A 21,520-nucleotide genomic window follows, 5' to 3' on the forward strand; every position below is an offset into this window, starting at 1 on the left:
CGAATGCCGGGGACGGTATGCCGCCAGGCGGTGTCGAGCCTACCCCCGTATGTGCGTGCGTCTTTTCGACGCTCAGTCGATGCTTTTGGCGCTCAGCCTGTTCACGGTGGCGCCCCTTCGCGCTCCTCTGAGCATCATGTCGCAGCGGCGGGAATTCCCGGCCCGGTGGCGGCGACGGCCATGACACCAGACTGCCGGGCGGGGATCGCGTTCGCCTCTTGAACCGGCGGCGAACGACCGGGGAACGGAGCCCCTGCCCGGCCCTGGCCAGGCTCTCAACACGAGCCGACCCCCGCGAAGACCACTCTATGGCCAACGTCTAAAGTGGCGTGGTACGCGCAAGCCATAACCGGACCTTCAGGGCCGCGGGGGCTTGCTGGCCTTATCACTGCGGCAGAAGTCGCTGATGTTACTTCCAGGGGTGTGCGTGACGGCCGTTGAATCCCGTCCTGCGGGTGGGGGCACATCCCCAGCCACCGCTGGGGGGACCCCCACCCATGCCTCCTCCACGTCTGAACGGCGCGGGGGAGCCCGCATGGCCGGGGGGGAGCTCTCTCAGGTCCCCGGGAGCCCCGGTGACCGGCCGCTCAAGGACCGCGTCATGGGATTCGTGGCGCTGACCAAGCCGCGGGTCATCGAATTGCTGCTGATGACCACGGTGCCGGTGATGTTCCTGGCGGCCCAGGGCGTGCCCGATCTGTGGCTGGTGCTCGCGACCTGCATCGGCGGATATCTCTCCGCCGGCGGCGCGGGGGCCTTCAACATGTACATCGACCGCGACATCGACGCCCTGATGGCCCGCACCGCCCAGCGTCCGCTGGTCACCGGCATGGTCTCGCCGCGCGAATGCCTGGTCTTCGCGACCACGCTCGCGGTGGGTTCCACGGCCTGGTTCTGGTTCCTCGTCAACCCGCTGTCCGCGATGCTGTCGCTCGGGGCGCTCCTTTTCTATGTCGTCGTTTACACGATGATCCTGAAACGGCGTACCGCGCAGAACATTGTCTGGGGCGGAATCGCCGGCTGTATGCCGGTCTTCATCGGCTGGTCCTCGGTGACGAATTCGGTCTCCTGGGCCGCGCTGGTACTTTTCCTCGTCATCTTCTTCTGGACGCCGCCGCATTACTGGCCGCTGTCGATGAAGGTCAAGGACGACTATGAGCGCGTCGGCGTGCCGATGCTGCCGGTCATCGCGGGAAACAAGGCCGTCGCGCGGCAGATCGTCGCCTACAGCTGGGTGATGGTCGGCGTCTCGCTGCTGCTGCAGCCGCTGGGCTACACCGGCTGGTTCTACACCGTGGTCGCCCTCGCCTGCGGCGCCTTCTGGCTCAAGGAGGCGCACGGCCTGCAGGCCCGCGCCAAGGCGGGGATCACCGGCAGCAAGCTCAAGGAGATGCGGCTGTTCCACTGGTCCATCACCTATGTGTCGCTGCTGTTCGTCGCCGTCGCCGTGGACCCCTTCCTGCGCTGAGACCGCCTCGTCCTCCGCTGAGCCCCCTCCGCTGGGAACGCGCCTCTTCCCCGGTTGATTACCGGCGGGTAGCATGCTGTGTATGGCAGACACCCAGCAGGCGGACGAGCAGGTGGTGACGGTGCCCGGCAGCGCGGCGGACAAGCGGGCCGGCCGGCGCACGGCCAGGCTCGCCAAGGAGATCCGCGCCTTCGCCGCGTCGCACGGCGGCAGCGCCGAGGGCCAGCTCGCGCACATCGGCCGCGGCCGTACCCGTATCGCCCTCGTCGGTGCCAACGGCGAGTGGGGCACCCTCGTCGCGGACAGCTACGGCTCCGCCAAGGACGCCGCCGCACAGGCCGGCATCACGCTCCAGGACGACTTCGACGGCGACCTCGCCGCGAAGGTCCGCACCGGGCCCTACGAGTGGTCCCGGATGGCGGGCATGCAGCTCGGCGGCCCGAGCAATTCCTGAGGGCGGGACGGGGTGGCGACCTTGGGGGACAAACCCTTGAGGGCTGCGATATCGCCTCCGCTCCTCCCGTCGCCCACCGTGTGATCGACACGACGCCGTCCGGCCCGTCTGCGCCCAATACCTGACCGCGTCCTCGTCCGTTAAGCCCACCAGGGGCGGCGTTCGGGCTGCGCCCGGTGGGCCTTCGGCGAGGAGAAGCGGATGGACGGACTTCCACCGCTCATCGATCAGTACAGCCACGGCGCGGTGCACGGCGAGCTCGGCCTCGGTTCCTTCGAGACCCACCTCGCCACCGCCACCGGCGCACACGGCCCGGCCCCCGGGGGCACCAGCTATTTCGACAGCTGGACCGGCCTTGCGATACGCCGCTGGTGCCCCCCGCTGCTCGGCCTGGAGCCGCACTGCCCGCCCGCCCGCTATCTGGCCCGCAGGCGTGAGGTCGGTGCTTATCAGGCCGCCCGCCTGCTCCTCCGGGGCGCCGGTATCGGCACCTTCCTGCTGGAGGCCGGCACCCCCAGCGATCTGACCTCGGCCGCCGAACTCGCCCTCGCCGCCGACGCCCGCGCCCACGAGGTGGTACGGCTCGAACCGCTCGCCGAGCAGGTCGCCGACACCTCCGGCAGCGTCGACTCCTTCGTCGGCTACACCGCCGAGGCCGTCTACGCCGCGGCCCAGAACGCCACCGCCTTCGCCTCCGGCGCCACCTACTGCGACGGGCAAGCCCCCGAAGCCGGCGAGGTGCGCCGCGCCGCGGACCGCTGGCTGCGCCGTCGCCGCACGGGAGAACGGCTCACGGAGCCCGCGCTGGTACGGCATCTGCTGTGGAGCGCGGTGGCCACGGGACTTCCGGTACAGCTGCACTGCCCCGACCCGCAGCCGCTCGCCGGTTTCCTGCGGGCCACCACCGGCATCGGATCGGATCTGGTGTTGCTCCCCGGCGTGCCGCACCACCGCCGGGCCGCACAGCTCGCCGCAGCGCACGCCCACGTCTACGCGGACGCCGGCCCGTGCCCCGAGGAGACGCTCGGCCAGGCTCCGTTCGGCAAGCTGCTGTTCTCCTCGGGCGCGCGCGGGCTGCCCGAGCTCTATGTGACCGGCGCGCGCTTCTTCCTGCGCGCCATGCGGCGGATCCTGCGCGAATGGACCGACGAGGGCCTGTGCGCCGCCGTCGACGGGCAGCGCATCGCCGAGATGATCGGGTCGGGTACCGCGCGCCGGGTCTACCGGCTGGAGGCGGAGGTGGCGGCCGCCGGCTGAGACGCCAGGGACTCGTGGTCCTCGGCAGGGGCCGGCACGGCCGGGACGGGGCCGCGCTCGCGCAGCGACAGGAAGACCCGCAGCACGGCGATCCACAGCAGCGCCGAGCCCAGCATGTGGAGTCCGATGACGAACTCCGGCAGGCCGTTGAAGTACTGGACGTAGCCGATGACGCCCTGGAAGGCGATGCAGCCGACCAGCTCCAGAACCCGGCGGCGCGCGGCGGCCGGTGCCTTGACGGCGCGCAGCGTGAACCACAGCGCGACGGTCAGGCCGACGACGATGTAGGCGAAGTCGACGTGGAGTTGGGTGATCTCCTGCCAGTCCAGCGGGATGCGGTGGTCGAGCTTGGTGGCGTCGCCCGCGTGCGGTCCCGTGCCGGTGACGACCGTGCCGATGACGGTCAGCGCGCCGGCTGCCAGGACCAGCAGCCCGGCGAGTTGGCGGACCGGGCGGGCGACCAGGTCGCGCGGATCCTCGTCGCCCTCGCCCGCCCGCTTCCAGCTCAGTACGGCCACCGTGAGCAGGGCCGTGGAGGCCAGGAAGTGCGCACTGACGATGTACGGGTTCAGACCGGTCAGGACCGTGATGCCGCCGACGACGGCGTTGCTCATGACGATCCAGAACTGTGTCCAGCCGAGGCGGGTGAGGGAGCGGCGCCGGGGGGCGTGGGAGCGGGCCGCGATGATGAACAGGCCGACGACGGCGCACAGCACATACGTCAGCATGCGGTTGCCGAACTCGATCAGGCCGTTGATGCCCATGGCGGCGGTCGGCGTCAGGCTGTCCGGCGTGCACTTGGGCCAGGTCGAGCAGCCCAGCCCGGACTGGGTCAGCCGCACCGCGCCGCCGGTGACGACGATGACCACGGCCATGACGACGGTGGCGAGCGCGGCCTGTCGCACAAAGGCCGCGGACGGTTGCCAGCGGCGGGCGATCAGCTCAAGGGGATTCAGCGTGTTCGGCACGGGTGCCATCGTAGGCGGCGGCTTGTGCAAAGTTTCACGAGGGGTGGGGGACGTGGTTCCGGCTACTCCCAGCGGAACAGCTTGGCCGCCGCGCCCAGCCCCAGAACCGCCCACGCGGCGAGGATGCCGAGGTCGGCCCACGGCATTCCCGCGCCGTGCTGAAGGACGTCCCGCAGGCCGTCCGACAGGGCCGAGATGGGCAGGAGGTGGAGCACCTGCTGCGCCGCGTCCGGGAATTTGTCGAGCGGGACGATGACGCCGCCGCCGACGAGCAGGAGCAGGAAGACCAGGTTGGCGGCGGCCAGGGTCGCCTCGGCCTTCAGCGTCCCGGCCATCAGCAGCCCGAGCCCGGAGAACGCGGCCGTGCCCAAGGCCAGCAGCAGGACGACGGCGAAGGGGTTGCCGTGCGGCGACCAGCCGAGCGCGAAGGCGATGACGGTCAGCAGGACGATCTGCAGGATCTCGGTCACCAGTACCGAGCAGGTCTTGGCGGTCATCAGCGCCCAGCGGGGGAGCGGTGAGGCACCGAGTCGTTTGAGGACTCCGTACCGCCGCTCGAATCCGGTCGCGATGGCCTGTCCCGTGAAGGCCGTGGACATGACGGCCAGGGCCAGGACGCCCGGCGTGAGGAAGTCCACCGCCTTCCCCGCGCCCCCTGCTGTCTCAGTGGGCACGGCGACGATGTCGACGGCGGAGAACAGCACCAGCAGGAGCGTCGGAATGACGACGGTCAGCAGCAGCTGTTCGCCGTTGCGCAGCAGCATCCTGGTCTCCAGGGCCGCCTGGGCGCGGATCATCCGGGCCGGCGGGGCCGCACCGGGCCGCGGTGTGAAGGTGCCGGTCGTGGTGCCGGCCTCGGTCGCGGTCATGCGCGCAGCTCCTTCCCGGTCAGCTCCAAGAAGACGTCCTCCAGGGTGTGCCGCTCCACGGCTATCGCATGGGGCAGCACGCCGTTCTGTGCGCACCAGGAGGCGACGGTGGCGAGGAGTTGCGGGTCGACCTTGCCCTGGACGCGGTAGGCGCCGGGGGTGAGTTCGGCGGCGACGCTGTCCGCGGGCAGCGCCTTGAGGAGCGAGGCGAGGTCGAGGCCGGGCCGGCCGGTGAAGCGCAGGGTGTTCTCCGCGCCGCCCCGGCACAGCTCCTCCGGGCTGCCCTGGGCGATCACCCGGCCGCCCTCGATGATCGCGACATCGTCGGCGAGCTGCTCGGCCTCGTCCATGAAGTGGGTGGTCAGCACGATGCTGACGCCGTCCTGCCGCAGTTCCCGTACGAGATCCCAGGTGGCGTGCCGGGCCTGCGGGTCGAGGCCGGCGGTCGGCTCGTCGAGGAAGACCAGCTCGGGGCGGCCGACGACGGCCATCGCCAGCGCGAGCCGCTGCTGCTGGCCGCCGGACAGCCGCCGGTAGGGCGTCCGGCCGCAGCTCCCCAGCCCCAGGCGGTCGATGAGGGCGTCCACATCCACGGGGTGGGAGTGCAGGGTGGCGGTGTGCCGGAGCATCTCCTCCGCCCTGGCGCCGGCGTAGACGCCACCGGACTGGAGCATCACACCGATCCGGGGCCGCAGCGCCGCGGCGTCGGCGACCGGGTCCAGACCCAGGACGCGGACCGTGCCGTCATCCGGACGGCGGTAGCCCTCGCAGATTTCGACGGTGGTGGTCTTGCCGGCTCCGTTGGGGCCGAGCACGGCGGTCACGGAGCCACGTGCGACGGTGAGGTCGAGACGGTCCACGGCGGTCTTCGTCCCGTACCGTTTGACCAGGCCGACGACTTCGACGGCAGGCTCTCGTCCGGGGCTCCGGGGGGCGGCCCCCGGGGAGATGCTGCACATGGCGGGCAGTCTACGGAGAGCGGCCACCGGCCCGTGCCGGGGCCCCGAATCCGCCCGGGATACAGCTGAATTAGGTAACCCTAAGTGATCGAGGCCACCAGTCCGTGATGCGGACGAGGGTTGAATCGTCCTGAGGAATTACGCAACAATGACGTTGTGAAAAACGTGAGCGAGGCCCGGAAGGAGCCCGCGGCCCAGTCGGCCGCCGGGCCTGTTTCCGCCATGCGCGAGCGGTCCGGGCACGCCGACCGGTCCGCCCGGCCGATGCCGCACGCCCCGTCGGCACACGACGAGCAGCACGGCACCCGCAATCGCGTCGCCCGCTCCATCCTCGACCACGGTCCGTCCACCGCGGCCGAGCTCGCCCTCCGTCTGGAACTGACCCAGGCAGCCGTCCGCCGTCATCTGGACGCACTGGCCGCGGAAGGCGTCGTCGAGCCCCGCGAGAAGCGGGTCTACGGAGCGCGCGGCCGGGGCCGTCCCGCCAAGGCGTTCGCCCTCACCGACTGCGGCCGGGACGCCTTCGACCAGGCATACGACCAGCTGGCCGTCGACGCGCTGCGCTGGATCGCGCAGACCGCGGGCGGCGGCGAGATGGGCGAGGCGGCGGTCGCCGCGTTCGCCCGCGCGCGGCTCGCCACCCAGGCGGAGAGCTACCGCGCGGCGGTCGAGGCCGCCGAGCCGGAGGCCCGTACCCGGGCCCTCGCCGAGGCGTTGACCGCGGACGGGTACGCTGCTACGGCGCGCAGCGCGCCCAATTCCCAGCTCGGTGAACAGCTCTGCCAGCACCACTGCCCGGTCGCCCATGTCGCCGAGCGGTATCCGCAGCTGTGCGAGGCGGAGACCGAGGTCTTCTCCCGTCTGCTGGGGACCCACGTACAGCGTCTCGCCACCATCGCCCATGGGGACGGGGTGTGCACGACCTTCATCCCGAAGGCCGGCGAAACCACGCTCGGCATCACCGGGCGCAAGACCGAGACCACCACAGAATCTGCAAGCACGGCCGGGAGGAACCCCGCATGACGCTCCCCACGGAGACTGCTCACCCTGAGCTTGAGGGCCTGGGCAAGTACGAATACGGCTGGGCCGACTCCGACGTGGCCGGCGCCTCCGCCAAGCGCGGTCTGTCCGAAGACGTCGTCCGCGACATCTCGGCGAAGAAGAACGAGCCGGAGTGGATGCTCAAGCTCCGCCTCAAGGGCCTGCGGCTCTTCGACAAGAAGCCCATGCCGCAGTGGGGCTCCGACCTGTCGGGCATCGACTTCGACAACATCAAGTACTTCGTCCGGTCCACCGAGGAGCAGGCCCAGTCCTGGGAGGACCTGCCCGAGGACATCAAGAACACCTACGACAAGCTCGGCATCCCGGAGGCGGAGAAGCAGCGCCTGGTCGCCGGTGTCGCCGCGCAGTACGAGTCCGAGGTCGTCTACCACCAGATCCGTGAGGACCTGGAGGCGCAGGGCGTCGTCTTCCTGGACACCGACACCGCGCTCAGGGAGCACCCGGAGATCTTCCAGGAGTACTTCGGCACGGTCATCCCGGTCGGCGACAACAAGTTCGCGTCGCTGAACACCGCCGTGTGGTCCGGCGGCTCGTTCATCTACGTCCCCAAGGGTGTCCATGTCGACATCCCGCTCCAGGCCTACTTCCGGATCAACACCGAGAACATGGGCCAGTTCGAGCGGACGCTGATCATCGTCGACGAGGACGCCTACGTCCACTACGTCGAGGGCTGCACCGCGCCGATCTACAAGTCGGACTCGCTGCACTCCGCCGTCGTCGAGATCATCGTGAAGAAGGGCGGCCGCTGCCGCTACACGACCATCCAGAACTGGTCGAACAACGTCTACAACCTGGTCACCAAGCGCGCCGTCGCCTACGAGGGCGCGACCATGGAGTGGGTCGACGGAAACCTCGGCTCCAAGGTGACCATGAAGTACCCGGCGGTCTACCTGATGGGCGAGCACGCCAAGGGCGAGACCCTGTCCATCGCCTTCGCCGGCGAGGGCCAGCACCAGGACGCCGGCTCCAAGATGGTCCACATGGCACCGAACACCTCCTCCAACATCGTCTCCAAGTCGGTGGCGCGAGGCGGCGGCCGCACCTCCTACCGCGGTCTGGTCGAGATCGGCGAGGGTGCCGCGGGCTCCAAGTCCAACGTGCTCTGCGACGCCCTGCTGGTGGACACCATCTCCCGGTCGGACACCTACCCGTACGTCGACGTCCGCGAGGACGACGTCTCCATGGGCCACGAGGCCACCGTCTCCAAGGTCTCCGAGGACCAGCTCTTCTACCTGATGAGCCGCGGCCTCAGCGAGCAGGAGGCCATGGCGATGATCGTGCGCGGCTTCGTCGAGCCGATCGCCCGTGAGCTGCCGATGGAGTACGCGCTGGAGCTGAACCGGCTGATCGAGCTGCAGATGGAAGGCGCGGTCGGCTGACCGCCCGGATATCGAGCAGCGACAGACTTCCTGAAGCAGAAAGCGAGCACGACGACAGCCATGGCTGAGGCTCAGAACATCCCGCTGGGATCCACGACCACCGGCACCATCGCGGTGGCCGCGGAGTCCACCGTCGCCACCCGGATGAGCGCCCCGCCGTCCTACGACGTGGCGGACTTCCCGGTGCCGCACGGCCGTGAGGAGGAGTGGCGCTTCACGCCCCTCGCCCGGCTGCGGGGCCTGCACGACGGCACCGCCGTCGCGGGCGGCGCCGACCTGAAGATCGACATCTCCGCGCCCGAGGGCGTCACCCACGAGCTCGTGGGCCGCGAGGACGCGCGGGTCGGCAAGGCCGGCAAGCCCGTGGACCGGGTCGCCGCGCAGGCGTACAGCTCCTTCGAGAAGGCATCGGTGATCACGGTCCCCAAGGAGACCGTGCTCCCCGAGCCGATCCGGATCACCGTGCACGGCGAGGGCGGCACCGCCTTCGGCCACCAGGTGATCGAGCTGGGCGCGTTCGCCGAGGCCGTCGTCGTCATCGACCACACCGGTGATGCGCTGCTCGCCGCCAACGTCGACTACCTCCTCGGCGACGGCGCCAAGCTGACCGTCGTGTCCGTCCAGGACTGGGACGACAACGCCGTCCACGTCGGCCAGCACAACGCCCTGGTCGGCCGGGACGCCACGTTCAAGTCCGTCGTCGTCACCTTCGGCGGCGACCTGGTCCGGCTCCACCCGCGCGTCGGTTACGCGGGCCCCGGCGGTGAGGCCGAGCTCTACGGCCTGTACTTCACCGAGGAGGGCCAGCACCAGGAGCACCGCCTCTTCGTCGACCACGAGGCGTCCAACTGCCGCTCCAACGTCGTCTACAAGGGCGCGCTGCAGGGCCAGGACGCACACGCGGTCTGGATCGGCGACGTCCTCATCCGGGCGTCCGCCACCGGCACGGACACCTACGAGCTCAACCGCAACCTCGTCCTCACCGACGGCGCGAGGGTCGACTCGGTCCCCAACCTGGAGATCGAGACCGGCGAGATCGTCGGCGCCGGACACGCCTCGGCGACCGGCCGCTTCGACGACGAGCAGCTGTTCTACCTGATGGCCCGCGGCATCCCGGCCGATGAGGCCCGGCGGCTGGTCGTCCGCGGCTTCTTCGCCGAGCTGGTCCAGCAGATCGGTCTCCCGGACGTCGAAGAGCGTCTGATGAGCAAGATCGAGGCCGAGCTGGAAGCGTCCTCGGCATGACGTACGTACGCGCAGCGGCGCTCAGCGAGCTGGTCGACGACACCCCCAAGCGGGTGGAGATCGACGGCACGCCGGTGTCCCTCGTCCGCACCGAGGGCGAGGTGTTCGCGATCTACGACATCTGCTCCCACGCGAACGTCTCGCTGTCCGAGGGGGAGGTGGAGGACTGCCAGATCGAGTGCTGGCTGCACGGCTCCAGCTTCGACCTCCGCACCGGCAAGCCGTCCGGCCTTCCCGCGACGCGCCCCGTCCCCGTTTACCCCGTAAAGATCGAAGGGGACGACGTGCTCGTCTCCGTCACCCAGGAGTCCTGAGTTCCCCATGGCAACGCTTGAGATCCACGACCTGCACGTCTCCGTCGAGGCCGAGAACGGCCCGCGCGAGATCCTGAAGGGCGTCGACCTGACCGTGAAGCAGGGCGAGACGCACGCCATCATGGGCCCCAACGGCTCCGGCAAGTCGACCCTCGCCTACTCCCTGGCCGGTCACCCCAAGTACACCGTCACCGGCGGCACCGTCACCCTCGACGGCGAGGACGTCCTGGAGATGTCCGTCGACGAGCGTGCGCGGGCCGGTGTCTTCCTCGCCATGCAGTACCCGGTCGAGGTGCCCGGTGTCTCCGTCTCCAACTTCCTGCGCACCTCCGCCACCGCGATGCGCGGCGAGGCCCCCAAGCTGCGGCTGTGGGTCAAGGAGGTCAAGGAGGCCATGGAGCGGCTGAACATGGACCCCGCCTTCGCCGAGCGCAACGTCAACGAGGGCTTCTCCGGCGGTGAGAAGAAGCGCCACGAGATCCTGCAGCTGGAGCTGCTCAAGCCGGCCATCGCGATCCTCGACGAGACCGACTCCGGCCTCGACGTCGACGCGCTGCGCACCGTCTCCGAGGGCGTCAACCGCGTCCGCGAGACCGGCCAGGTCGGCACCCTCCTGATCACCCACTACACGCGCATCCTGCGCTACATCAAGCCCGACCACGTCCATGTGTTCGCGAACGGCCGAATCGCCGAGTCCGGCGGTGCCGAGCTCGCCGACAAGCTGGAGGCCGAGGGCTACGAGGCGTACACGAAGGGCGGCGCTACCGCGTGACAACACTGCCGGGCCTCCTGGACACCGAGGCGATCCGCAAGGACTTCCCCCTTCTGGACCGTGTGGTCCACGACGGGAAGAAGATCGTGTATCTGGACAACGCGGCGACCTCGCAGAAGCCGCGTCAGGTCCTGGATGCGCTGAACGCCTACTACGAGCGCTACAACGCCAACGTCCACCGCGGCGTGCATGTCCTCGCCGAGGAGGCCACGGCGCTGTACGAGGGTGCCCGCGACAAGGTCGCCGCCTTCATCAACGCGCCGAGCCGCGACGAGGTGATCTTCACCAAGAACGCCTCCGAGTCGCTCAACCTCGTGGCGAACATGCTCGGCTGGGCCGACGAGCCCTACCGGGTGGACCGCGAGACCGAGATCGTCATCTCGGAGATGGAGCACCACTCCAACATCGTTCCGTGGCAGCTGCTGTCGCAGCGCACCGGCGCGAAGCTGAAGTGGTTCGGCCTGACCGACGACGGCCGTCTCGACCTCTCGAACATCGACGAGATCATCACGGACAACACTAAGATCGTCTCGTTCACCCTGGTCTCCAACCTCATGGGCACCATCAACCCGGTCGAGACGATCGTCCGGCGTGCCCAGGAGGTCGGCGCCCTGGTCTGCATCGACGCCTCGCAGGCCGCCCCGCACATGGTGCTGGACGTCCAGGCGCTGCAGGCCGACTTCGTGGCCTTCACCGGCCACAAGATGTGCGGCCCGACCGGCATCGGCGTCCTGTGGGGCCGCCAGGAGCTGCTGGAGGACCTGCCTCCGTTCCTCGGCGGCGGCGAGATGATCGAGACGGTGTCCATGCACTCCTCGACGTACGCGCCCGCCCCGCACAAGTTCGAGGCCGGTACCCCCCCGATCGCCCAGGCCGTCGGCCTCGGCGCGGCCGTGGACTACCTGTCGTCGATCGGCATGGAGCGCATCGCCGAGCACGAGCACGTCCTCACCGAGTACGCCGTCAAACGGCTGCTGGAGGTCCCCGACCTGCGCATCATCGGCCCGAGCACGGCCGAGGACCGCGGTGCGGCGATCTCCTTCACGCTCGGCGACATCCACCCGCACGACGTCGGCCAGGTGCTGGACGAGCAGGGCATCGCGGTCCGGGTCGGCCACCACTGCGCGCGGCCGGTCTGCCTGCGGTACGGAATTCCTGCGACCACGCGAGCGTCGTTCTATCTGTACTCCACGCCCGCCGAGGTCGACGCCCTGGTCGAGGGTCTGGAGCACGTACGCAACTTCTTCGGATGAGCCTGCGACGGATGAGGACTGACTGAGCCGTGAAGCTGGATTCCATGTACCAGGACGTCATCCTGGACCACTACAAGCACCCGCACGGGCGCGGTCTTCGGGACGGCGACGCCGAAGTGCACCACGTCAACCCCACCTGCGGCGACGAGATCACGCTGCGCGTGCGGCTCGACGGCGCGACGATCGAGGATGTCTCCTACGAGGGCCAGGGCTGCTCCATCAGCCAGGCCAGCGCGTCGGTGCTCAACGACCTCCTGGTCGGCAAGCCGCTCGGCGAGGCGCAGAAGATCCAGGAGACGTTTCTGGAGCTGATGCAGTCCAAGGGACAGATGGAACCGGATGACGCGATGGAGGAGGTGCTGGAGGACGCGGTGGCGTTCGCCGGCGTCTCGAAGTACCCGGCGCGTGTGAAGTGCGCCCTGCTGAGCTGGATGGCCTGGAAGGACGCCACGGCCAAGGCCCTCTCCGAGGAGGCGAAGACCGCATGACCGACACCCCGACCACCACCAAGCCGGCGACCGAGGAAGAGGTCCGCGAGGCGCTGTACGACGTCGTCGACCCCGAACTGGGCATCGACGTCGTCAATCTGGGCCTGATCTACGGCATCCACATCGACGACGCCAATATCGCCACCATCGACATGACGCTGACCTCCGCGGCCTGCCCGCTGACCGACGTCATCGAGGACCAGGCCAAGTCCGCGACGGACGGCATCGTCAGTGAACTGAAGATCAACTGGGTCTGGATGCCCCCGTGGGGCCCGGACAAGATCACCGACGACGGCCGCGAGCAGCTGCGCGCGCTGGGCTTCAACGTCTGAGCTGTACCGATGCGGCCATGCCCGCCAGTCACACTGGCGGGCATGGCCGCATCGCTGTATCGGATCGGTGTCGACGCGGGGAACGCACGGACGGGGCTGACTCACGGACGGGGCTGACTCAGAAGTGGCCGGGGATGGAACCGATCTCCTGGCACGCCTTCATCTCCTCCTCAGTGGCCTTGTAGGACCGGATCAGCACTCCTCGCTGTCCTCGTCCAGCCAGATCGTCGGCGAGTCCGTGTCAGACACCCCATGTCGTTGAAGGTCAAGCGGCATGGGGTTGGGCGTGGTGCGACCATGCGGTCGCTTCGTCGTAGCGGGTTCGTGTTTTGAGGCAGCCGTGGAGGATGCCGACGAGGCGGTTGCCGACCTGTCGCAGGGCCGGGTTGTAGTCGATGTCACGGGCGCGTTGTTTGTCGTAGTAGCGGCGGGCGCCGGGGGACGCCCGCAGGGCGCAGAACGCCTGGCGCTGGAGGGCATCGGCGAGACGGTTGTTGCGGACGTATCGGGCCTGGACGGTGCGGCTCTTGCCAGAGGCCCGGGTGACGGGGCTGGTCCCGGCATAGTTCTTGCGTGCCTTCGCGGAGGCGTAACGGGTGGGATCATCTCCGAACTCGGCGAGCACCCGGGCCCCGGTGATCTCCCCGATGCCGGGCATCGAGAGGTAGATCTCAGCGTCCGGGTGCGCGAGAAAATGCGCCTTCACCTGCTCTTCCATCCCGGTGATCTGCTCGTTCAGCGCGATGATCAGCCGCGCGTGAGCGGTCACGGCTGCCGCGTAGGCTGCGGTGACCTGCCCGGGCAGGGCGAGCTGTCGCTCGCGGAGCGCGGCCTGGATGGTGGCCGCCTTCGCGTCGCGGTTGCGTCGGCGATGCCGGGCCAGGACGGCCGTGACCTGAGTGCGGGTCAGCTTCGCCGCCGTGGCCGACGTGGGCGCCTTGATCAGCAGTTCCATGGCGTCGGAGCTGGTCAGAGTCAGGTCGGCGTAGGCGGTCAGGGCGGCGGGAAAGTACTCGCGCAGCGTGCTGCGTAGCCGCTGGAAGGTGCGGGTTCGTTCCCAGATCAGGGTCTGGTGGGCGCGGGCGACGACCTTGACGGCCTGGGCCTGGCCGCTGTCTCCGGCCACCGGCCGCAGCTGGTCGCGGTCGATGCGGACCATGTCGGCGAGCGCGTGCGCGTCACCCTTGTCGCTCTTGGCCCCCGAGGAGGCGTACCGCTCCTTGAACCGGGCCACCTGCCGGGGATTGATCGCGTAGACCTGGTAGCCGGAGGCAACCAGGGCCTGGACCCACGAGCCCCGGTCGGTCTCGATCCCGACGACCACCTCCCCAGGATCCAGCTCACCGCCGTGACGGGCGATGAGTTCGTGGAGCCTGGCGATGCCGGCGACTCCTTCGGGCAGGTTCGCGGTGGCCAGCTTGCGGCCGGCCTCGTCCTGGAGCTCGACGTCGTGGTGGTCTTCGGCCCAGTCGTCACCGATCAGCAGCAACAAACCCTCCCCAAGTGTGTTCTCGTTGCGCGTCGTAGCCTGCGGAAGGCACGGCGCGCGGCCTAATGGATCCAGTGCTCACGCCCCGCGGGGCGGGCACGCCACCCCATCAGCGGTCTGGCCTCCCGGCCACCAGCAGGGGCACGGTCTGACACCAGAACTCGACTGCTTCCGGCGGCGATAGTGCTCACCTGCTGGCGGCTACGGAACCGAGCATTCCCCGGCCCCGTAGCTCCCATTAGGCGTGTTCGGGACGATCCCGAGAACGCCCAGGACGTGAACATCGCCGGGTATGGCCAGAAGCCCGGTACCCATGCCCGGCAAAGGGAGTCGGGTTACCGGGTTATGTACGCCCGTACGCAACCATGTGTACGCTCGTACACATGGTCTACGTGACGCTGGCAGGGGCGATACTTTCCGAGATTCTGGCGACCACCGCGATGAAGTACGGCGAGGGCTTCAGCCGGCTGTGGCCGTCGGTGGGGACCGCGGTCGGGTACCTGCTCGCGTTCGCGCTGCTGGCGCAGACGCCGAAGTCGATGAGTGTGGGGACCGCGTACGCCATCTGGTCCGGGGCCGGAACGGCCGTTGTCGCGGCTATCGGGATGGTGTTTCTCGGGGAGAGCACCAGTGCGCTGAAGATTCTTGGGGTGCTGCTCGTGGTCGCCGGGGTTGTGGTGCTGAATCTGGGCGGGGCGCACTGATGGGGCGGCGGCGGTACGACCCGGAGCGGCGGCAGAGGATCATCGATGCGGCGATCGCTGTGGTGGGGGAGCGGGGGATCGCGGGGCTGAGCCATCGGTCGGTGGCCGCGGCGGCGGATGTGCCGCTGGGGTCTACGACGTACCACTTCGCCAGCCTGGACGACCTGCTGGTTGCGGCGTTGCGGCAGGTCAACGGGGAGTGCGTGGCCGACTTCGCGCGCTGGGTGGAGCGGATGGATCCCGCGGTGCCGCTCGCGGACCAGGTGGCCGCGCTGGTCGAGGAGACGCTTGCCGGCGATCGCGCGCGGATGGAGCTGGAGTACGAGCTGTATCTGACGGCGCTGCGGCATGCGGCGGTGCGGCCGATCGCGGCGGAATGTCTGGATGAGATGGTGCGGGTGCTGGGCGCGAAGATCGGTGATCTGGCGACAGCGCGGGCCGTGGTGGCGTTCGTCGACGGGCTGGTGCTGCAGCATCTGCTCACCGGGCAGCCCTTTGACCGCGGCGCGGTGCGGACGGCGGCCGCGGGCTGGTCCGTCGGCTGAGTCCGGGCCGGTCGGTCGGCCGAATGCGGGCGGTGGGTCGGGTGGGTCCGGGCAGGCTGGGCGGCTGAGACCGGTCGCTGAGACCGGTTCGCATCGGCGGGGGCCCTCCGGTTAGGTTTCCAGCATGACCGATGCTGCTGTTTCTGCTATCCGCACCACCGGCGCCGTCGCCGCCGGGCTCGCCACCGTCACCTCCGACGGCACCGTTCTTGACACCTGGTACCCCAAGCCCGAGCTGGTCACCGTGGCCACCGAGGGCCCTGGCCCGGCCGGTACCGAGCGCTTGGACGACGAGCGCGCCACCGAGCTGCTGGGCGCCACCGTGCTCAAGGCGATCGGTCCCGACCCGATCCGTGATGTCGAGGTCGTCCCTGTCCGTACCGTCATCGCCTCCCTGGACGACAAGCCGCTGGACACGCACGACGTGTATCTGCGGCTGCATCTGCTCAGCCACCGGCTGGTCAAGCCGCACGGGCAGAACCTGGAAGGCGTCTTCGGGCTGCTGGCGAACGTCGCCTGGACCTCCCTCGGCCCGGTGGCCGTCGACCGGCTGGAGGAGGTGCGGCTCAACGCCCGCGCCGACGGCCAGCATCTCCAGGTCACCAGCGTCGACAAGTTCCCGCGGATGACCGACTACGTCGCGCCGGCCGGTGTGCGGATCGCGGACGCCGACCGGGTGCGGCTGGGCGCGCACCTCGCGGCCGGCAGCACCGTCATGCACGAGGGCTTCGTCAACTTCAACGCCGGCACGCTGGGCACCTCCATGATCGAAGGCCGGATCAGCGCGGGCGTCGTCATCGGTGACGGCTCCGACATCGGCGGCGGGGCCTCCACGATGGGCACCCTGTCCGGCGGCGGCAAGCAGATCATCTCGATCGGCGAGCGGTGCCTGCTCGGCGCCGAGTCGGGCATCGGCATCGCGCTGGGCGATGAGTGTGTGGTGGAGGCCGGTCTGTACCTGACCGCGGGCACTCGGGTCACCATGCCTGACGGCCAGATCGTCAAGGCGCTGGAGCTGTCCGGTGGTGACAACATCCTCTTCCGCCGCAACTCGACCACCGGCGCCGTCGAGGCCCGGCCGAACAAGGCGGCCTGGGGTGGGCTCAACGAGATTCTGCACAGCCACAACTGACAGCCGGGTGCGCGGCTGACAGCGGGATGCGCAACGGATAACGCGACGACCGGTGTGGCGGCTTCGCCGTGCCGCGCGGGTGTCGGGCGCCCCTTCATGGACCTGGTGACGGGTTGTGGAGGGGCGCTCTGCTGTGTGCCGGGTCGTTGTGCGGTTCATCTTCGGTGTCGCCTTGTCGGTGTCGGTGTCGGGTCCGTCAGGCCGTCCCGTCGGTGTCGTCCTGTCGGTGTCGCCCTGTCCCGTCGGCGTGCGCGGGCGTGGGACGGAGTGTGCCCCGGGCGCGGAGCGGTGGGCAGGATGCGCTGGTGCCAAGCGGGCCGGGGCTGGGCCACCATGGCGAGGTCGGTGTCCAACGGACCGTAACGGGAGGCGTCATGAGGCTCGGCAAACCACTCGCTGTGGGCATCGCGGAGGAACGGGACGCCGGGAAGCGGGACGCCGGGAAGCGGGATGCCGGGAAATGGGAAGCCGGGGAGGGGAATGCCGGGAAGTGGAACGCGGAGAAGTGGGGTGCCGACGGGGGCGAGGCCGGGGCGCGGGAGGCCGCCGGGGTGGTGTCCGCGGGGCCGGCAGCCGAGGGGCGTCTCGTCGTTGAGGCGTTGGCCGGGCGATGAGGCTGCGGCTGCCGAGGGAGCGTCCCGCCGAGCCGCCGCGCGGGTACAAGCTCGCCCATCCGGTGCTGTCCCATGATGGTGAACGGATCGGGTTCGCCGGAGTGTCGATCGGCGGCGTGGCCGCGTACGGCGTGCTCGACGAGGCGCGGTGTGTCTACGGCCGTCGGCATCGCAGCCCCGCGCTGCGCTGCGACTGCGGCTTCTACTGTCTGCACACGCTCGCCGACGCCCTGGCCCTGACCTGCGCCGATGCGAACCGTCGGGCGGCGCTCCTGGAGGTCACGGTGCTCGGCGTCTATATCCGCTTCGAGCGCGGGATGCGCTATGCGCGGCAGCGGGTGCGGGTGGTGCGTGTCGGGCCGTGCTGCTGCGGGCTGCCGCCGGAGGTCCTGGCGGACGCGGGCTGGGGCCGGGCGGGGTGGCAGGTGCTGACCGGGGCGTGTGCGGGCTGTGTGGCCGGGCGTGACACGGTGAGTTTCGCGGGGTTCGCCCGGATTGGTGGCGGGGGGCTGCGGGTGGTCCCCGGGCATCTTCAGGGGGAGGACGGCACCGGGCAGAGGGAGGGCGGCACCGAGCCTGGCGATGGGTCTGTTTTATGTGGCGGGCCCGGGCCGGACGCTGGGGGCGGCCTGTGCGCCGGGCCGGATGTCTGTTCTGGCGGTTCCATCGGCCTTGCCCCGTATACCGGCCCGTCCGCCGGTTCCGCCGCTCCCGCCGCTCCCACTGTTCCCGCCTGTCCCGCCACTCCCGCGCTACGCACCCTCGCCGGAATGACCGCCGAGGCGGCCCGTGAGCAGGCCCGGATCGACCGGTTCCACGGGCAGCTCGCGCGGCTGACCGGTGGGACGTAACGGATCCGCGTGTAGCTGGCATGCTCGTGACATCCGACCGCCGTCCGCCGTTAGGCTTGGCGCATGCGTGATCTTGTAGCGGGGATGCGGTACCTGGGCAAGGGCCAGCGGTGGGTCGCCGGGCACGGCCGGTGGTGGGGCTTCGGCCTGATCCCCGCCCTGATCACCCTGGTGCTCTACGCCGCGGCGCTCACCGTCCTCGCGCTCTGGTCCGGTGATATCGCCGCCTGGGCGACGCCGTTCGCGGACGACTGGGGCTCGCCCTGGCAGACGCTGCTGCGTGGGCTGTTCGTGGTGCTGCTGTTCGCCGGTGGGCTGATGCTGTCCGTGCTGACCTTCACCGCCGTCACCCTGCTGATCGGCGACCCCTTCTACGAGTCGCTGTCGGAGAAGGTGGAGGAGAGCGAAGGGCACTGCCCGGAGGGCCCGGACCGGCCGTTCTGGCAAGAGATCTGGATCTCGCTGCGGGACAGCCTCCATGTGCTGCTGCGGGCCGCCGGCTTCGGGGTCCTGCTGTTCGCCCTCGGGTTCGTGCCGGTCATCGGGCAGACCGTGATCCTGGCCATCGGCTTCTGTGTCTCCGGGTTCTTCCTCGCCGTCGAGCTGACGTCGGTGGCGATGCAGCGCCGGGACGTCCCGGTGCGCGAGCGGCTGCGGCTGCTGCGTGGTCGCAAGGCGCTCGCCATCGGCTTCGGCACCCCGATCGTGCTGCTGTTCCTCATCCCGTTCATCGCCGTGATCCTGATGCCGGGCGCGGTGGCCGGCGCGACGCTGCTCGTACGGGATCTGGTGCCCGGTCAGGAGCAGCCCCCGGGAGACGGCGAGAGCGGGAAGGGGCAGCCGGCGGTGCCGTACGGGCAGACCGCGCCGGGACCGGTGACGCCGGGGGACGTCGCGCCTGGGCGGACCGCGCCCGGGCACATCGCACCTGGTCGGGCCGCACCTGGTCAGCCCGCGCCCGGCGGCTTCGGCCCGGCGCCCGCGCCGTACCCGCCATACCCGGGACAGCCGCACCAGCCACCGCAGCACCAGCAGCCGCCACCGCAGCACCAGCCAACGCCGCACCGGCAGCAGCCCTCGCCGTACCCCCAGCACCTCCAGCCACCCCAGCCGCCGGCCGGCTGGTGAGCCACCCGGCAGCCGGGCAGCACACAGCGGAGCGGCCGCCGTCTACCGGTTCGGCGGCCGCTCCGGGCTCATGCGCCCATCACGCCTCAGTCGGGCATGGTGTGCGACCGGGGTTCCAGGTCCTGTGTCCGTTCGGCGGCGGACTCCTCGGACATCTTCTGCTTCCGCTCGCGGTCGGCGCGCTGCTTGGCGGCGCGTTCCTTGCCTGACTTACGGTTCTGCGATTTGGGCATGGTGCTTTTCCTTGTCCGGCCGACATGGCCTGCCTGCAAGTGCCTACCTGCTCAGTAGCGCACTCTCCGTGGGAGTGCGCGAGCTGAGCGTGGCCGGAAGGGTGACGGACCCCGTCACGGCCGGATGCGCAGCACCTGCGGGTCGTGGTCGCTGGCCTGGTCCGCGTACTCGGCGTTGATGTGGACGATGTCGTAGTCGGTACGGGCCAGATGGCGGCTGGTGAGCATGTGGTCCAGGACCTGGGAGTTGCCGTTGTAGACATAGCCGTAGCGCTCGGCGCGCGGCAGGCGGCCGACGAGGTCGGTGAGCACACCGCCGTCGGTCAGGGTCTTCAGGGCGGGGGAGAACTGGTAGTCGTTCAGGTCGCCGGCCACCACCACATCGGCCTTGGGGTCCTTGGCCAGCAGATCCTTGACGAAGGCGTTGACCAGCCGGGCCTGCGCGATGCGCTGGGTCTCGGAGGTCCTGGCCGGTGGCTGGAAACGGCTGTCCAGCCCCTGGTCGCCGCCCTTGGAGTTGAAGTGGTTGGCGACCACGAACACCCTGCTGCCCGGACGGCTCTTCAGCGAGAACTGGCCGACCAGCGGTTTGCGGCTGTCCTGCCATGCCTTGTCGGTGGGGGCGATCCGGCCGGGTGAGGCGGAGAGCGCGGCCTTGCCGTGGTCGTCGACGACCTGCACCGGCGTGGTGGCGTCGCCGCCCTTGACGTCCGTGAACGCCACCCGGTCGGGGTTGAAGAGGAACGCGACCCGGATGTTGCCGCCGGGCTGCCCGCCGTCCTGGCCGTTCACCGGGTCGATCTGCCGCCACTCGTACGCCGGGCCGCCGGCCGCCTTGATGGCGTCGGTGAGCTTCTTCAGGGTGGCCCCCGCGGAGACCACACCGTCGTCGGTGGCGCCGCTGTCGTCCTGCACCTCTTCCAGGGCGACGACATCGGGGGCGGCCAGGTTGTGCACCAGCCCCTTCGCCAGCCGGTCGAACTTGGCCTGCGGGGTGGTGGGGGCGAGGTTCTCGACGTTGTACGTGGCCACGGCCAGCTCGTCGGAGGTCTGCTCGCGGGTGGTCTCCGGCGCCGGGCCGTGGTCGGTGACCTTGCCCAGCTCGGTCGCCCGGAGGGTGTAGCCGCCGTAGTTGGTGTAGTCCAGGGGCCCGGCGGTGGTGCCGGTCAGCTCGTCGCCGACATCGGCCACCGGGAACGGCCGCTCCGCGGAGGGGATCAGGGAAGCGACCTTCACCCGGCCGGAGTTGGGGTCCCCGTAGGAGGCGTAGAGCGTGCCGCCGCGGACCGTGCGGTTGTGGTGCGGTTCGGCGGTGACCCACAGCTCGTGGTAGGCGCTGGTCGGGCCGACGACCGGGGCGTCCTTGACCGAGACCCGCATGCCCTCCAGGGACTCGTAGCGGTCCAGCGCGTACGCACGGGGGCGCAGCGGCAGCGACTCGATGTTCTCGCCGTCCGCCTTGGGGGCGTAACGGCCGGGAACCGACGCCGGGTTGAGGGTGAAGGCGGCCGGAAGCGGGGCGCCGGAGGAGGCGATCTTCCAGGTGGCGTCGGTGATCTGGGTGACGGACTGGAGGCCGGCGTCCTTGCCGCCGGGGTAGTACTCGCCGACCGTGCCGGCGAAGGTGATCGCGTCACCGACGTCGACCTTCGGCGTCTCCTTGCCGGTGAAGACGAAGACGGCCTCGCTGGTCGCCGCGTCGCCGTCCGGGTGCGGGTCCTGCACCCAGAAGCCGCGCGCCGAACCGTACCCCCGGACCGCGGTGACCGTGCCGGGGACACCGCTGACCTGCTTCCCGGCGAGCGGGGATATTCGGGTGGTGCCCTGGATGTGGTGGATCCGGGAGCCCGCGGCGGACGCGGACTGCGGGGCGGTGAGCAGTCCGGTGGCGAGGGCGGCACAGGCCACCGCGCCGACGGCGGCGGGCCTGCGGAGCGAACGACGGGACGGCATGCATGCCTCCGAGGGGGAGAGGGGGTGGGGGGTGAACCGGAAGAGGCGCGC

General features: G+C 70.0%; 23 protein-coding genes. 17 read left to right on the plus strand and 6 right to left on the minus strand.

The window, feature by feature from the left end; all coding sequences use genetic code 11:
* Positions 1–421 precede the first annotated feature (421 nt).
* From K9S39_RS33240 to K9S39_RS33250, 3 genes are all read left to right on the plus strand, one after another.
* Positions 422–1,468, plus strand: coding sequence for a heme o synthase (locus tag K9S39_RS33240; RefSeq protein WP_406708179.1), 1,047 nt, complete (start codon positions 422–424; stop codon positions 1,466–1,468).
* Positions 1,469–1,541: 73 nt separating this feature from the next.
* A complete protein-coding gene (locus tag K9S39_RS33245) occupies positions 1,542–1,922 on the plus strand; it encodes a type 1 periplasmic-binding domain-containing protein (RefSeq protein WP_248867022.1) in 381 nt (126 codons plus the stop codon).
* A gap of 201 nt (positions 1,923–2,123) precedes the next feature.
* A complete protein-coding gene (locus K9S39_RS33250; protein ID WP_248867023.1) occupies positions 2,124–3,179 on the plus strand; it encodes an amidohydrolase in 1,056 nt (351 codons plus the stop codon).
* On the opposite strand, the gene K9S39_RS33255 is transcribed toward K9S39_RS33250, so the two are convergent.
* The 3 genes from K9S39_RS33255 to K9S39_RS33265 all read right to left on the minus strand — a co-directional run bounded on the left by K9S39_RS33255 (position 3,143) and on the right by K9S39_RS33265 (position 5,975).
* Positions 3,143–4,147: a COX15/CtaA family protein gene (locus tag K9S39_RS33255; RefSeq protein ID WP_248867024.1), complete on the minus strand. Its 1,005-nt coding sequence runs from the start codon at positions 4,145–4,147 to the stop codon at positions 3,143–3,145. The two genes, K9S39_RS33250 and K9S39_RS33255, sit on opposite strands and share 37 nt — an antisense overlap.
* 62 nt (positions 4,148–4,209) lie before the next feature.
* Positions 4,210–5,016 carry an ABC transporter permease gene (locus K9S39_RS33260; RefSeq protein ID WP_248867025.1) on the minus strand — a complete coding sequence of 269 codons (807 nt, stop codon included), beginning with the start codon at positions 5,014–5,016 and terminating at the stop codon, positions 4,210–4,212.
* Positions 5,013–5,975, minus strand: a complete 963-nt coding sequence (locus tag K9S39_RS33265; RefSeq protein ID WP_248867026.1) for an ABC transporter ATP-binding protein — start codon at positions 5,973–5,975, stop codon at positions 5,013–5,015. Before K9S39_RS33265 ends, K9S39_RS33260 begins: the two co-directional genes overlap by 4 nt.
* Positions 5,976–6,131: 156 nt before the next feature.
* On the opposite strand from K9S39_RS33265, the gene K9S39_RS33270 reads away from it, so the two are divergent.
* The 8 genes from K9S39_RS33270 to K9S39_RS33305 are packed head-to-tail and all read left to right on the plus strand — an operon-like array spanning position 6,132 to position 12,820.
* Positions 6,132–6,998, plus strand: coding sequence for a helix-turn-helix transcriptional regulator (locus tag K9S39_RS33270; protein WP_248867027.1), 867 nt, complete (start codon positions 6,132–6,134; stop codon positions 6,996–6,998).
* Entirely contained in the window at positions 6,995–8,416 is a 1,422-nt protein-coding gene (gene sufB, locus K9S39_RS33275; RefSeq protein WP_248867028.1) for a Fe-S cluster assembly protein SufB, read from the plus strand. The genes K9S39_RS33270 and sufB overlap by 4 nt, the downstream gene beginning before the upstream one ends.
* 60 nt (positions 8,417–8,476) lie before the next feature.
* Entirely contained in the window at positions 8,477–9,661 is a 1,185-nt protein-coding gene (gene sufD, locus K9S39_RS33280; RefSeq protein ID WP_248867029.1) for a Fe-S cluster assembly protein SufD, read from the plus strand.
* A complete protein-coding gene (locus K9S39_RS33285) occupies positions 9,658–9,975 on the plus strand; it encodes a non-heme iron oxygenase ferredoxin subunit (protein ID WP_248867030.1) in 318 nt (105 codons plus the stop codon). The genes sufD and K9S39_RS33285 overlap by 4 nt, the downstream gene beginning before the upstream one ends.
* Before the next feature lie 7 nt (positions 9,976–9,982).
* Positions 9,983–10,747 carry a Fe-S cluster assembly ATPase SufC gene (gene sufC, locus K9S39_RS33290; protein WP_248867031.1) on the plus strand — a complete coding sequence of 255 codons (765 nt, stop codon included), beginning with the start codon at positions 9,983–9,985 and terminating at the stop codon, positions 10,745–10,747.
* Complete coding sequence (locus K9S39_RS33295) at positions 10,744–12,000, plus strand: cysteine desulfurase (protein ID WP_248867032.1); 1,257 nt, start codon at positions 10,744–10,746, stop codon at positions 11,998–12,000. The genes sufC and K9S39_RS33295 overlap by 4 nt, the downstream gene beginning before the upstream one ends.
* Before the next feature lie 29 nt (positions 12,001–12,029).
* Positions 12,030–12,488 (plus strand): Fe-S cluster assembly sulfur transfer protein SufU, encoded by a 459-nt coding sequence (sufU, locus tag K9S39_RS33300; RefSeq protein ID WP_248867033.1) that lies wholly within the window; start codon positions 12,030–12,032, stop codon positions 12,486–12,488.
* On the plus strand, positions 12,485–12,820 hold the full coding sequence (locus K9S39_RS33305; RefSeq protein WP_248867034.1) for a metal-sulfur cluster assembly factor: 336 nt from the start codon (positions 12,485–12,487) through the stop codon (positions 12,818–12,820). Before sufU ends, K9S39_RS33305 begins: the two co-directional genes overlap by 4 nt.
* A gap of 265 nt (positions 12,821–13,085) precedes the next feature.
* Here the strand turns inward: K9S39_RS33305 and K9S39_RS33310 are convergent, their stop codons facing one another.
* Complete coding sequence (locus tag K9S39_RS33310; RefSeq protein ID WP_248861321.1) at positions 13,086–14,309, minus strand: IS110 family RNA-guided transposase; 1,224 nt, start codon at positions 14,307–14,309, stop codon at positions 13,086–13,088.
* A gap of 383 nt (positions 14,310–14,692) precedes the next feature.
* Here K9S39_RS33310 and K9S39_RS33315 point away from each other — a divergent pair, with 383 nt between their 5' ends.
* The 6 genes from K9S39_RS33315 (at position 14,693) to K9S39_RS33340 (ending at position 19,283) form a co-directional block, all read left to right on the plus strand.
* Positions 14,693–15,013: a DMT family transporter gene (locus K9S39_RS33315; RefSeq protein WP_248867035.1), complete on the plus strand. Its 321-nt coding sequence runs from the start codon at positions 14,693–14,695 to the stop codon at positions 15,011–15,013.
* Positions 15,013–15,558, plus strand: coding sequence for a TetR/AcrR family transcriptional regulator (locus K9S39_RS33320; protein WP_248867036.1), 546 nt, complete (start codon positions 15,013–15,015; stop codon positions 15,556–15,558). Before K9S39_RS33315 ends, K9S39_RS33320 begins: the two co-directional genes overlap by 1 nt.
* A 124-nt stretch (positions 15,559–15,682) precedes the next feature.
* Positions 15,683–16,690 carry a 2,3,4,5-tetrahydropyridine-2,6-dicarboxylate N-succinyltransferase gene (gene dapD, locus K9S39_RS33325; RefSeq protein ID WP_248867037.1) on the plus strand — a complete coding sequence of 336 codons (1,008 nt, stop codon included), beginning with the start codon at positions 15,683–15,685 and terminating at the stop codon, positions 16,688–16,690.
* A gap of 374 nt (positions 16,691–17,064) precedes the next feature.
* On the plus strand, positions 17,065–17,304 hold the full coding sequence (locus K9S39_RS33330; protein ID WP_248867038.1) for a hypothetical protein: 240 nt from the start codon (positions 17,065–17,067) through the stop codon (positions 17,302–17,304).
* Complete coding sequence (locus K9S39_RS42525; RefSeq protein WP_319949597.1) at positions 17,301–18,155, plus strand: hypothetical protein; 855 nt, start codon at positions 17,301–17,303, stop codon at positions 18,153–18,155. Before K9S39_RS33330 ends, K9S39_RS42525 begins: the two co-directional genes overlap by 4 nt.
* Positions 18,156–18,218: 63 nt before the next feature.
* Positions 18,219–19,283: an EI24 domain-containing protein gene (locus K9S39_RS33340; RefSeq protein ID WP_248867039.1), complete on the plus strand. Its 1,065-nt coding sequence runs from the start codon at positions 18,219–18,221 to the stop codon at positions 19,281–19,283.
* An 86-nt stretch (positions 19,284–19,369) separates the two neighbouring features.
* Here K9S39_RS33340 and K9S39_RS33345 read toward each other — a convergent pair whose 3' ends face one another.
* Positions 19,370–19,516 (minus strand): hypothetical protein, encoded by a 147-nt coding sequence (locus tag K9S39_RS33345; protein ID WP_248867040.1) that lies wholly within the window; start codon positions 19,514–19,516, stop codon positions 19,370–19,372.
* Positions 19,517–19,630: 114 nt separating this feature from the next.
* On the minus strand, positions 19,631–21,469 hold the full coding sequence (locus K9S39_RS33350) for an endonuclease/exonuclease/phosphatase family protein (RefSeq protein WP_248867041.1): 1,839 nt from the start codon (positions 21,467–21,469) through the stop codon (positions 19,631–19,633).
* Between the last annotated feature and the right edge of the window lie 51 nt (positions 21,470–21,520).

This window comes from Streptomyces halobius (genome assembly GCF_023277745.1).
In the GTDB taxonomy this organism is placed as follows: Bacteria; Actinomycetota; Actinomycetes; order Streptomycetales; family Streptomycetaceae; genus Streptomyces; species Streptomyces halobius.

What these genes read in the sequence shown, in the direction of transcription:
- K9S39_RS33245 (WP_248867022.1), top strand. Translation starts at nt 1,542, where the DNA reads ATGCTGTGTATGGCAGACACCCAGCAGGCGGACGAGCAGGTGGTGACG.
- K9S39_RS33250 (WP_248867023.1), top strand. Translation starts at nt 2,124, where the DNA reads ATGGACGGACTTCCACCGCTCATCGATCAGTACAGCCACGGCGCGGTG.
- K9S39_RS33260 (WP_248867025.1), bottom strand. Translation starts at nt 5,016, where the DNA reads ATGACCGCGACCGAGGCCGGCACCACGACCGGCACCTTCACACCGCGG.
- K9S39_RS33265 (WP_248867026.1), bottom strand. Translation starts at nt 5,975, where the DNA reads ATGTGCAGCATCTCCCCGGGGGCCGCCCCCCGGAGCCCCGGACGAGAG.
- sufB (WP_248867028.1), top strand. Translation starts at nt 6,995, where the DNA reads ATGACGCTCCCCACGGAGACTGCTCACCCTGAGCTTGAGGGCCTGGGC.
- sufD (WP_248867029.1), top strand. Translation starts at nt 8,477, where the DNA reads ATGGCTGAGGCTCAGAACATCCCGCTGGGATCCACGACCACCGGCACC.
- K9S39_RS33285 (WP_248867030.1), top strand. Translation starts at nt 9,658, where the DNA reads ATGACGTACGTACGCGCAGCGGCGCTCAGCGAGCTGGTCGACGACACC.
- sufC (WP_248867031.1), top strand. Translation starts at nt 9,983, where the DNA reads ATGGCAACGCTTGAGATCCACGACCTGCACGTCTCCGTCGAGGCCGAG.
- K9S39_RS33305 (WP_248867034.1), top strand. Translation starts at nt 12,485, where the DNA reads ATGACCGACACCCCGACCACCACCAAGCCGGCGACCGAGGAAGAGGTC.
- K9S39_RS33315 (WP_248867035.1), top strand. Translation starts at nt 14,693, where the DNA reads ATGGTCTACGTGACGCTGGCAGGGGCGATACTTTCCGAGATTCTGGCG.
- K9S39_RS33320 (WP_248867036.1), top strand. Translation starts at nt 15,013, where the DNA reads ATGGGGCGGCGGCGGTACGACCCGGAGCGGCGGCAGAGGATCATCGAT.
- dapD (WP_248867037.1), top strand. Translation starts at nt 15,683, where the DNA reads ATGACCGATGCTGCTGTTTCTGCTATCCGCACCACCGGCGCCGTCGCC.
- K9S39_RS33330 (WP_248867038.1), top strand. Translation starts at nt 17,065, where the DNA reads ATGAGGCTCGGCAAACCACTCGCTGTGGGCATCGCGGAGGAACGGGAC.
- K9S39_RS42525 (WP_319949597.1), top strand. Translation starts at nt 17,301, where the DNA reads ATGAGGCTGCGGCTGCCGAGGGAGCGTCCCGCCGAGCCGCCGCGCGGG.
- K9S39_RS33340 (WP_248867039.1), top strand. Translation starts at nt 18,219, where the DNA reads ATGCGTGATCTTGTAGCGGGGATGCGGTACCTGGGCAAGGGCCAGCGG.
- K9S39_RS33345 (WP_248867040.1), bottom strand. Translation starts at nt 19,516, where the DNA reads ATGCCCAAATCGCAGAACCGTAAGTCAGGCAAGGAACGCGCCGCCAAG.
- K9S39_RS33350 (WP_248867041.1), bottom strand. Translation starts at nt 21,469, where the DNA reads ATGCCGTCCCGTCGTTCGCTCCGCAGGCCCGCCGCCGTCGGCGCGGTG.